The following is an 11,260-nucleotide window of genomic DNA, read 5'->3' as shown; positions in this document are numbered from 1 at the left end:
GGAGGTTGAAATGAAAAGAGGCCCGGATCGACCGGGCCCCAATCAACCTGCCGACGCTTCTCCGAAGCGGAGACAACACGGCAGATGGAACATGAACCTGTTTGCGAGCCTCCATGGCATTGCCACCAGGCCCTGCGGGATCGTTCAAGTCCTCTCGGACCCTGAACGCGTCCGATTAGTTGACGGCGTCCTTCAGGCCCTTGCCGGCCGTGAACTTCGGCACGTTGCGCGCCGGGATGTCAACTTCCGCGCCCGTCGACGGGTTGCGGCCCTTGCTCGCTTCGCGGCGGGTCACGGAGAAGTTGCCGAAGCCGACGAGGCGGATGTCGCCACCGCTCTTCAGTTCGCCCTGAATGGTCTCAAACACTGCATCAACAGCGGAAGACGCATCGGCCTTGGAAAGACCGGCCTTCTCGGCAACGGCAGACACGAGCTCATTTTTGTTCATGTTTCCACCCCTTTCATATTGGTTCGAAACGACTGTCGTCTTAAGCCGGGGCCGCTTGCGCACGCCCACGTCTTGCCATTCCCAATTGCGCCGAATCCCTTGAAATGCAAGGCTTGGAGGGTGCTTTTACAACAGAAAAGACCGGCAAATGGCCGGTCTTCTCCGTTTTTCTCGTCTAAGGGCGCAAGCGGGACACAGTCCCCGCCCTTTTTGGGCGTCATCAGTGGGCGATCGAGGCTCCCGCCTCGTCCTGCGAATCGACCGGCGAAATGGTGCCGGCGTGGCTTGCCGGGTCCCATTCGATCGGCTCGGGACGCCGCGTCAACGCGTGCTCGAGCACCTCGCCCATTCGCGAAACCGGGATGATTTCGAGGTTGTTCTTCACGTTGTCCGGGATCTCGGCGAGATCCTTGGCGTTCTCTTCGGGGATCAGCACCTTCTTGATGCCGCCACGCAGAGCCGCCAACAGCTTCTCCTTCAAACCGCCGATCGGCAGGACACGACCACGCAGGGTGATCTCGCCGGTCATCGCCACATCCTTGTGGATCGGAATGCCGGTCATCACCGAAACGATGGCCGTCGCCATCGCGACACCCGCCGACGGACCATCCTTGGGCGTCGCACCTTCCGGCACGTGCACGTGAATGTCGCGCTTGTCGAAGAGCGGCGGCTCGATGCCGAAATCGATCGCACGCGAGCGGACGTAGGATGCCGCGGCCGAAATCGATTCCTTCATGACGTCGCGCAGGTTGCCGGTGACCGTCATGCGGCCCTTGCCCGGCATCATCACGCCTTCGATCGTCAGCAGTTCGCCGCCAACCTCGGTCCAGGCGAGACCCGTGACAACGCCCACCTGGTCGTCGCGCTCGGCTTCACCATGGCGGAAGCGCGGCACGCCGAGATAGTCGTTGACGTTGTCCGCCGTCACCTCGACCTTCTTGGTCTTGCCCTTGAGGATCTCGGTCACCGCCTTGCGCGCCAGCTTCATCAGTTCGCGCTCGAAATTGCGAACGCCCGCCTCACGCGTGTAGGTCTGGATCACCGCCATCAGAGCGCCGTCCGTCACGGAGAATTCGTTCGGCTGCAGCGCATGGTCGCGGATCGCCTTCGGCAGCAGGTGCCGCTTGGCGATTTCCAGCTTTTCCTCTTCGGTGTAGCCGGCGATGCGGATGACTTCCATGCGGTCCATCAGCGGCGCCGGAATGTTCAGCGTGTTCGCCGTGGTGATGAACATCACGTTCGAGAGGTCGTATTCAACCTCGAGATAGTGATCCATGAAGGTCGAGTTCTGCTCCGGATCGAGCACTTCCAGAAGCGCCGAAGACGGATCGCCGCGGAAGTCCTGGCCCATCTTGTCGATCTCGTCGAGCAGGAACAGCGGGTTGGACCGCTTGGCCTTCTTCATCGACTGCACGACCTTGCCGGGCATGGAGCCGATATAGGTCCGGCGGTGACCACGGATCTCGGCCTCGTCACGAACGCCGCCAAGCGCCATGCGGATGTATTCGCGGCCCGTCGCCTTGGCGATCGACTTGGCGAGCGAGGTCTTGCCGACGCCCGGAGGGCCGACGAGGCACAGGATCGGACCCTTGATCTTCGACGAACGGGCCTGCACGGCCAGATACTCGACGATACGCTCCTTGACCTTGTCCAGGCCGAAGTGATCCGCCTCCAGCACCTTCTCGGCGTGGTTGAGGTCGGTCTTGATCTTCGACTTCTTGCCCCAGGGCAGACCCAAGAGCCAGTCCAGATAGTTGCGCACCACGGTCGCTTCCGCCGACATCGGGCTCATCTGGCGCAGCTTCTTCAGCTCCGCATCGGCCTTCTCGCGCGCTTCCTTGGAGAGCTTCGTCTTGGCGATGCGCTCCTCGATTTCGGCCATCTCGTCGCGGCCGTCCTCGCTGTCGCCGAGTTCCTTCTGGATCGCCTTCATCTGCTCGTTGAGGTAGTACTCGCGCTGGGTCTTCTCCATCTGGCGCTTGACGCGCGAACGGATGCGCTTTTCGACCTGCAATACCGAGATCTCGCCTTCCATGAAGCCGAGCGCCTTTTCCAGGCGCATCTTCACGCTGGTCGTCTCGAGCATCTCCTGCTTCTCGACGATCTTGATCGACAGGTGCGAAGCAACCGTATCGGCAAGCTTGGAATAATCGTCGATCTGGCTCGCGACGCCAACGACTTCCGGCGAAATCTTCTTGTTCAGCTTGACGTAGCTTTCGAACTCGGACACGACCGAGCGGCTCAGCGCTTCGATCTCGACCGGGTCCTCTTCCGGCTCGCGCAGCACATGGGCGACCGCTTCGTAGAAGTCCTCGCGGGAGGTGTAGCGGTCGATCTCGGCCCGTGCGCGCCCCTCGACGAGAACCTTGACGGTGCCATCGGGGAGTTTCAGGAGCTGCAGCACGTTGGCGATCGTACCGACGCGGTAGATCGCGGAAGCTTCCGGATCGTCATCCGTCGCGTTGATCTGGGTCGCCAGCATGATCTGCTTGTCGGTGCCCATGACCTCTTCAAGCGCGCGGATGGACTTCTCGCGGCCGACGAAAAGCGGCACGATCATGTGCGGGAAGACCACAATGTCGCGCAACGGCAGAACCGGATAGGTCGCGCTTTCGGCCGGAGACGTTTTGTTCGTCATGTCATTTCCTTTCCGTCCCGATTTCGGGCCCGTTCCCGGGAGCCTCTGCGGCACTCCCGGCTGTCAGATTTCCTTCACGAAAGTGGAGTGCAACAGGGGCCTTTTCAAGGCCAGGCGCAGTCTCCGCCTCCATGGACAATTCCCGTATTCTACGCTGAGAGGCTGATGCCGGCCTTACGTGGCTTCCCGGAGGCCGGCGCCCAAACGCGTTCATTGAATCGTCGTATCATCGCGTTGTTGTAGAGCTTTCGCAATATTCGATTCGATCGACCCCAATCATTTTGGGGCGAAAATGTTCACAAGCTTGGCCCGTCCGATGAACGACGAGGCGCGCGGCGGACGAGAACAGCAGCTTCACATCTTCGCGAGCGAGAAAGATGCGCCGCTACGCATGAAAAAGCCCGCACTCAGGCGGGCTTTCCTGCACTTCTGGTTGGCAAGCGCTCAGGCCGAGACGTTGGTCTTCTCCTCGGACCGGTCGGAGTAGATGTAGAGCGGACGAGCCGTCCCCTTGACCACTTCGTCGGAAATCACGACCTCGCGAACGCCCTCGAGTGTCGGCAGTTCGAACATCGTGTCGAGCAGGATCTTTTCCATGATAGAGCGAAGGCCGCGCGCGCCGGTCTTGCGGATGATGGCGCGCTTGGCAATTTCGCGCAACGCGTCCTCGTGGAAGGTCAACTCGACGTCTTCCATCTCGAACAGGCGCTGGTACTGCTTGATCAGCGCGTTCTTCGGTTCGGACAGGATCTGGATCAGGGCATCCTCATCTAGGTCCTCAAGCGTCGCCAGAACCGGCAGACGGCCGATGAATTCCGGGATAAGACCGAACTTGACCAGATCTTCCGGCTCAAGCTCGCGCAGAACCTCGCCGACCCGGCGATCTTCCGGCGAGCGTACCGTCGCGCCGAAGCCGATCGACGTCTTCTCGCCACGGGCAGAGATGATCTTGTCGAGGCCGGCAAACGCGCCGCCGCAAATGAAGAGGATGTTCGTCGTATCCACCTGCAGGAACTCCTGCTGCGGATGCTTGCGGCCGCCCTGGGGCGGTACGGAGGCCACAGTGCCCTCCATTATCTTCAGCAGCGCCTGCTGCACGCCCTCGCCCGAGACGTCGCGCGTGATCGACGGATTGTCGGACTTGCGCGAAATCTTGTCGACCTCGTCGATATAGACGATGCCGCGCTGGGCGCGCTCGACATTGTAGTCGGCGGCCTGGAGCAGCTTCAGAATGATGTTTTCGACGTCCTCGCCGACATAGCCCGCTTCCGTCAGCGTCGTCGCGTCGGCCATGGTGAACGGGACGTCGATGATGCGGGCGAGCGTCTGTGCCAGATAGGTCTTGCCGCAGCCGGTCGGCCCGACGAGCATGATGTTCGACTTGGCCAGTTCCACGTCGCTGCTCTTTGCCGCATGGGCAAGGCGCTTGTAGTGGTTGTGCACGGCAACGGACAGGATGCGCTTGGCCTGCTGCTGGCCGATGACGTATTCGTCGAGAACCTTGATGATTTCCTGCGGGGTGGGAACGCCATCGCGGGACTTGACCATCGAGGTCTTGTTCTCTTCGCGGATGATGTCCATGCAGAGTTCCACGCATTCATCGCAGATGAACACCGTGGGGCCGGCAATCAGCTTGCGCACTTCGTGCTGGCTCTTGCCGCAAAACGAACAATAGAGGGTATTCTTCGAGTCACCGCCGTTGCTGCCGCTGACCTTGCTCATTTTCACTTCCTTCCAGCACGCCGGACACCTTCGGAAAGATATCACGGACCAGTCAATTCGCCTTGCGCGCGCTCGATACCGCCGCGCAGGGTTCCTGGGAGTACTCACCGCCTCAGGGCGAATGCCTGATTCGGTTGCAACGACTCTCCCGTCAAATCCGAATGCTATACCCCAAACACCAGCATAGCATTAACGGTTCATATTAACGGCTTTGCCCTTCCGATAAAGCCCTCAGCCGTTACAAATGTGTCACAATCGCGTCTGCAGCGACAAACGCTCGTGATATCAGCCCTGTTCGCCGCCCTCGATTGCTTCCCGCGAGGTGATGACTTTATCAATCAGGCCCCAATCGAGCGCCTCGTCGGAACTCATGAAATGGTCGCGATCGAGCGTCTGCTCGACTTCCTCATAGGTGCGGCCGCAATGCCTGACATAGACCTCGTTGAGGCGGCGCTTCATCTTGAGGATGTCTCTGGCATGCCGCTCGATGTCGGAGGCCTGGCCCTGGAAGCCGCCGGAGGGCTGGTGCACCATGATGCGCGCATTGGGCGTCGCAAAGCGCATGTCCTTGTGGCCGGCGGCAAGCAGCAACGAGCCCATCGAGGCAGCCTGGCCGATGCAGAGCGTCGAGACCGCCGGCTTGATGAACTGCATCGTGTCGTAGATCGCCATGCCAGCCGTGACGACGCCGCCCGGCGAGTTGATGTAGAGGGCGATTTCCTTCTTCGGGTTCTCCGCTTCCAGGAAGAGCAATTGCGCGCAGACGAGCGTCGCCATGTGGTCTTCGACGGGGCCCGTAAGGAAGATGATGCGCTCCTTGAGCAGCCGCGAATAGATGTCGTAAGACCGTTCGCCGCGGTTGGTCTGCTCAACAACCATCGGCACCAGAGCCATGGCCGTATCAACTGGATTTCTCATATCGAACCTTCATAGTCAGGCCCGCAATCCCTTCGCGGACCGGGAATCATCGGATAAGCCTCAGTCCTTACATAGAGTGTCAATGCCCTTCACTTCAAGTCGCGAACATTCGATAAGCTTAATGGTCGCGGCGTTTCGGACCAACGTTTTTCATTGACCGCGGCGACCCGCCGATAGAACATTTTTCCAAGCCTGCCGCCCGATGGCATCTCCGTTTCAGCGTTGCTCACAGGCATTCGCGAAGTCGCGGTAAACGATCCCTGAATCCGGCAGCGCTTGCTGTCAGCGCTGGCTGTCAGAGCTGGGATTCCAGCGGCAGGAAACGGATCGCTCCGGCAATCAGCCGGCGGTGGGCGCCGGCGTCCGGCTCCCGTCCGAGCAGTCGTGTGGCTCCGTTCGCCCGATCGCGCCAGACGAGCCTCCCGCCTTCGAGGGCCAACCGATAGCTCCTCTCCGGCAGCGTCTCTTCGTCGAAGATGGACTGGATCTCGGCAGCCAGGGCTTCGTCGGAAAAAATCACCCCCATCTCCGTGTTGAGGGAGGCCGACCGCGGATCGAAATTCATCGATCCCACATAGCCGTATCTGCCATCGACGACGAAAGCCTTGGTGTGCAGGCTGGCGTTGCGGGCGCCGAACAGCGACATGCGATGGCGGTCGATCAATTCGCCGTACTCCTTGAGTTCATAGAGATCGACGCCGCCCTGAAGCAGGCCCTTGCGGTATTTCATATAGCCGCCGTGTACGGCGGCGACGTCCGTCGCCGCGAGCGAGTTCGTCAGCACTCCCACTCGCACGCGCTTTTTCGCCAGCGCCGTCAGTTGGCGCGTTCCCTCGGCGCCTGGAATGAAATAGGGCGACATGATGCGCAGGTCGCGCTCGGCGCCATTGATCAGCGGGAAAAGTTCGCGCAGCAACCAATTCTGCCGTTTCTGCAACAGCGCCTTTTCCGGTGGGTCGAAGGCCAGGCGGACGCCGGCGCTGCGGTGAAGCCTGCGGCTTCCCCAGTAGAGATCGGCTCCGGTCTCCGCGTCGCTCACTCTTTCCAGATAGAAGCGCGCCGCCGCGGTTCGCGCGAGCGTTTCAAGCGTCTCGCGCAGCGCCGGCAGATAGTGCTTGCGCGGTGTCCGGAGCGCCGCGATCGGCAGCACGGATGCGCTGTTCCAGTACTGGTCGAACATGGCCGTGGCTTGGTCGACGACCGGTCCCGTCATCCAGACATCCAGGTCGCGGAAATTCGACAGTTCGGCTGCATCGAAATAGGCGTCGCCGATGTTTCGCCCGCCGGCGATGGCCACCCGGCCGTCGGCAATCCACAGCTTGTTGTGCATGCGCCGCGTCGCGCTCAAGGCGCGCACCGCCATTTCGAAGCCACGACGGAAACGGTCGGTGCGCGCCCGGCTGGGATTGAAAAGGCGCACGTCGATATTCGGATGCGCGTCGAGCGCAATGCACAGACGGTCGTGGATGCCGGCATTGATGTCGTCGAGCAGCAGCCGCACACGCACGCCACGGTCGGCCGCCTGGATGAGTTCGCGGGTCAGAAGAAAACCCGTCAGTTCGTCCTTCCAGTAGTAATATTGCAGGTCGAGGCTGCGAGCGGCCGAGCGCGCCGAATGGGCACGCGCGACGAAGGCCTCGATATTGTCCGAGATCAGGGCGACCGCGCACGCGCCGGAGTCGGCGACAAGAAGCGCCGCGACGCTTTGATCGATCCGGGTCGGCTCCCCGCTGAAAGGCAGGGCATAGGAGTGCGGCGCCTGCGGACGGCGTCCGAAGACGCCGTAGACGTACAATGTCGCGGCAGCGGCAAGAGCGATCAGAACGGCAAAAAAGAGCGCAAACCAGAAGAACATGCACGCCGTCCATAGCACCCGGCTGTGTCCTCAGACGCGCCGTGGCTCCTTTAACTTCTTGAACAGACAAGCGATTCTACTCGGAAATCGGCGCCGACTTAAGGGGCTCTTCGGGCAGGCCCTCACGCCGACTCCAGATCGATCAGCCCGGCTTGGTCATCGGTGCCGCCTTCCTTGAGCGCAGCCTTCAGATCGATCGACGCCTTGACCGGAAGATGATCCGAGGCGACGCGCGCCAGTGGCGTGTCGTGCACCGACACGGACGTCACGAGATGGTGCGGATTGCCGAGCACGCGATCGAGCGGCAACAGCGGGAAACGCGACGGAAAGCTCGCAACCGTCGCATGGGTCGGGTCGAAGATCGGACTGAGGAAGCTCAGCGAAGAACGCCTCCCCATGCGCCACTCGTTGAGGTCGCCGATGAGCAGTGTCGGCCGGCCGGCGCCATCGGCGGCGACCCGCAGAATGGTCTCGGCCTGACGCGCCCGGGAGTGACGCAGCAAGCCCAAATGGGCGGCGATCACCCTGAGCGGCCCGGCTTTCAGGTCGAGATCCACGACGAGCGCGCCGCGCGGCTCGACGCCCGGCAGATTTAGCTGCCTAACGTCCGATACGGCGCCTTCCCTGAGCAAGAGGACATTGCCGTGCCATCCGTGCCCCTTTTCCGAGAAGGCGGAAATCGGCACCGAAACAAGGTGGGCCTCGCGTCGCAGATGCTCGAGATCAAGCAGCCCGGCGCGTTCGCCAAACCGCTGATCGGCCTCCTGCAGGGCGACGATATCCGCGCCGATCTCGCCGATGACCTGGGCGATGCGCCCCGGATCGAACCGGCCGTCGGTGCCCACGCATTTGTGAATGTTGTAGGAGGCGATCACGATATCGCCACGGCTCACGGCCGCGTCGCGATTGACCACGGTCGGCCGCCGTTTCCGGATCGCGGCCATGATGCCCGCGGAAAAACTGCTCTGCGTTCTTGCCATGCCGCTCCCTGCTGCTGCCGCATCATGCTCAAAGCGGCCGATCATTGCCACCGAAAAAGTCGATATTGCGGACATTGTTCCTTGAGGCCGATGCGTTATCGATTGCGCTTGCCGCAGCTGTGCCCGGCGCAATAGAGATGCGTGAGAGTATCAATCCGTCCGCATTCAAAGGACCGATATCATGTCCGCAGTCCCCGGCATCACCATAGACGGCCCCGCCCGGCGCGTTTGTCTCGACGTTCGCAACCCGGACTTCTTCCGCAACCCGCTGCCCGCCTATGCCGCGCTCCATGCGCAATGTCCGGCGTTCTTCTGGGAAGAGCCGCAGCAGTGGTTTTTTGCGGGTTACGACCAGGTGAACGCGCTGCTGCGCGACCGCCGTTTCGGCCGGCAGATCCTCCATGTGGCGACCCGCGAGGAACTCGGCCTGCCGGAGCCGAAGCCGCATCTTGGGGATTTCGACGCACTGGAGGCGCATTCACTGCTCGAACTGGAGCCTCCGGCCCATACGCGGCTGCGCACGCTCGTCAACCGCGCCTTCGTTTCCAGGCAGATCGAACAGCTCCGGCCGGACATCGAAGCGTTGTCTCATGCGATCATCGACAGCTTCGAGGCGGACGGCGAGGTCGAGCTGCTGAAGACCTATGCCGAGACGATCCCCGTCACCATCATTGCCCGCATGCTCGGCATTCCCGTCGAAGCGGCCCCTCGCCTTCTCGACTGGTCGCACCGCATGGTGAAGATGTATGTCTTCAACCCGAGCTTCGAGACGGAACTCGAGGCCAACCAGGCCTCCGCGGAATTTGCCGGATACCTGAACGACATCATCGCCGAAAAGCGCGCCAAGCCCGCAGACGACCTGCTGACCCATATGATCAGCTCGGAAAAGGACGGCGAACGCCTGTCGGAGGCGGAATTGATCTCGACGACGGTCTTGCTTCTGAACGCCGGTCACGAGGCGACCGTGCACCAGATCGGCAATGCGGTCAGCACCATCCTGCAATCCGGCCTCTTTCCCGCCGCGCTCTTCGCGAGCGAGGAAGCGACGGCGCGGACGGTGGAAGAGTGCCTGCGCTTCGCCGCGCCGCTCCACATCTTCCAGCGCTATGCCCTGTCGGATATCGAACTGGAGGACGGCATCACGCTTAGGAAGGGCGACAAGATCGGCCTGATGCTGGGTGCGGCGAACGTCGATCCGCGCAAGTTCACCGCGCCGGACATGTTCATGCCGGACCGCAACGAGGGCGCCAATGTGTCGTTCGGCGCCGGCCTGCATTTCTGCATCGGCGCGCCGCTCGCGCGGCTTGAACTCAACCTTTCCCTGCCGATCCTGTTCCGGCGCCTGCCCGGCCTGCGGCTCAAGCACGAGCCGCCGGTCAAGGACAGCTTCCACTTCCACGGACTGGAGCGGCTGGATCTCGTCTGGTAGCCGGGGGCGGCGTTCAGAATCGGTTAAGCATAGAGCCCTATTCGGGAGAGAACGGAACCGCGACAGGAGCCCGCCGATGCCGCCGACCAAGTTCACAAGCCTGGTTTTCGTCAGCCTTGCCTTGAGCGGCTGCCAGAGCGATCTGGCGACGGTCGCCGACGCGGCCTTCAGATACCCGGTCACACAACCTGTAACGGGTCAGCCGACGATACCTACGAAGCCAACCGAGCCCTCGACCCCTCCGACAGTTCCGTCCACACCGCCAGTGGCGGATGTCGAAACGAAACCGGGCTGCGACGCGGACACCCAGTCCAAGGTAAAGGCGCCGGGAACCAATCCCATCACGCTCGCCTGCAGCCTTCGCCTGACCTCTGCCGACGTCATCACCCATCCGCTAATCTTCGAGGGCAGTGCCGCGTCCGGATCGGTGCTCGATTGCGGCGGCGCAACGCTCGATGTCAGCGCAGGCGCATCGCGCAAAGAGAAGACCGCTGTCGCCGTCCGCTCCAGGAAAACCGGTTCCGGCCCCTGGGATGCGCCTTCGAGCGTGACGATCCGCAATTGCAGGATCAAGGGCTTCGTCCGCATCTATGGCCTCGGCGAGAACGCCAATGGCGCGGTCATGAAGGCGTCGTCGCGGAATCCCGACCACACGGCATTCGCCCAGGCATCGGCGCCGAAGAACGTGCGTCTCGAGAACGTTGCCTTCGATGCACCGGACGGCATCCCCTTCTATGTCGGTCCCGGCGTCACCAACGCGGCACTCGTCAACTCGAAAATCAACGGCCGATCGACCGCCGTCGCCGTCTATCTCGATGCCGAATCCGCCAACAACACGATCAGCAACAATGTCTTCGGGATCTCCACGGAGAAGCGGGAACTGATCGCCATCGACGGTTCCGCGAACAACCGGATTACCAACAACGTCTTCGAGCATTCCGACAACGGTGGCATATTCGCCTATCGCAACTGCGGCGAAGGCGGCGTCATCCGCCACCAGAAGCCGCAATACAATCAAATCGTCGGAAACACGTTCCGCTACCGGACGTCCTTCCTCGTGCGGCCGGCCGTCTGGCTGAATTCGCGCAACGGCAGCAGCAGCTATTGCTTTACGGATCCCGCCTATCCGTTCGGCAGCAGCGCCAGCAATCTCGATTTCGCGCAGAACAACGTGGTGCGCAACAACAAGCTCGAAGGCGGATCGGACAGCCTCATCCGCAACGACGATCCGACCAACGACGTCGGCGCGAACTCGGCGACGGGCGACTAG

Annotated in this window: 8 protein-coding genes; 2 read left to right on the top strand and 6 right to left on the bottom strand. The window is 61.9% G+C overall.

The window, feature by feature from the left end; all coding sequences use genetic code 11:
- Positions 1–175: 175 nt before the first annotated feature.
- The 6 genes from hupB to NGR_RS16445 all read right to left on the bottom strand — a co-directional run bounded on the left by hupB (position 176) and on the right by NGR_RS16445 (position 8,561).
- The gene (gene hupB / locus NGR_RS16470; RefSeq protein ID WP_012707611.1) at positions 176–448 is read right to left on the bottom strand and encodes a DNA-binding protein HupB; all 273 of its coding nucleotides are present in this window, start codon (positions 446–448) and stop codon (positions 176–178) included.
- 220 nt (positions 449–668) lie between these two features.
- Positions 669–3,086 (bottom strand): endopeptidase La, encoded by a 2,418-nt coding sequence (gene lon, locus NGR_RS16465; protein ID WP_012707610.1) that lies wholly within the window; start codon positions 3,084–3,086, stop codon positions 669–671.
- 444 nt (positions 3,087–3,530) lie between these two features.
- Positions 3,531–4,808, bottom strand: a complete 1,278-nt coding sequence (gene clpX, locus NGR_RS16460) for an ATP-dependent Clp protease ATP-binding subunit ClpX (protein ID WP_012707608.1) — start codon at positions 4,806–4,808, stop codon at positions 3,531–3,533.
- A gap of 285 nt (positions 4,809–5,093) precedes the next feature.
- Positions 5,094–5,726, bottom strand: a complete 633-nt coding sequence (gene clpP / locus NGR_RS16455; protein WP_012707607.1) for an ATP-dependent Clp endopeptidase proteolytic subunit ClpP — start codon at positions 5,724–5,726, stop codon at positions 5,094–5,096.
- 295 nt (positions 5,727–6,021) lie between these two features.
- On the bottom strand, positions 6,022–7,581 hold the full coding sequence (locus NGR_RS16450) for a phospholipase D family protein (protein WP_012707606.1): 1,560 nt from the start codon (positions 7,579–7,581) through the stop codon (positions 6,022–6,024).
- Positions 7,582–7,703: 122 nt separating this feature from the next.
- Complete coding sequence (locus tag NGR_RS16445; RefSeq protein ID WP_012707605.1) at positions 7,704–8,561, bottom strand: endonuclease/exonuclease/phosphatase family protein; 858 nt, start codon at positions 8,559–8,561, stop codon at positions 7,704–7,706.
- 181 nt (positions 8,562–8,742) lie between these two features.
- Between NGR_RS16445 and NGR_RS16440 the strand changes: the two genes are divergently transcribed.
- Positions 8,743–9,990, top strand: a complete 1,248-nt coding sequence (locus NGR_RS16440; protein WP_012707604.1) for a cytochrome P450 — start codon at positions 8,743–8,745, stop codon at positions 9,988–9,990.
- A 76-nt stretch (positions 9,991–10,066) separates the two neighbouring features.
- A complete protein-coding gene (locus NGR_RS16435) occupies positions 10,067–11,260 on the top strand; it encodes a right-handed parallel beta-helix repeat-containing protein (protein WP_012707603.1) in 1,194 nt (397 codons plus the stop codon).

This window comes from Sinorhizobium fredii NGR234, assembly GCF_000018545.1.
GTDB lineage: Bacteria > Pseudomonadota > Alphaproteobacteria > Rhizobiales > Rhizobiaceae > Sinorhizobium > Sinorhizobium fredii_A.
The sequence above is the reverse complement of the archived record's forward strand: the minus strand, read 5'-3'. Positions and strand labels throughout refer to the sequence as shown.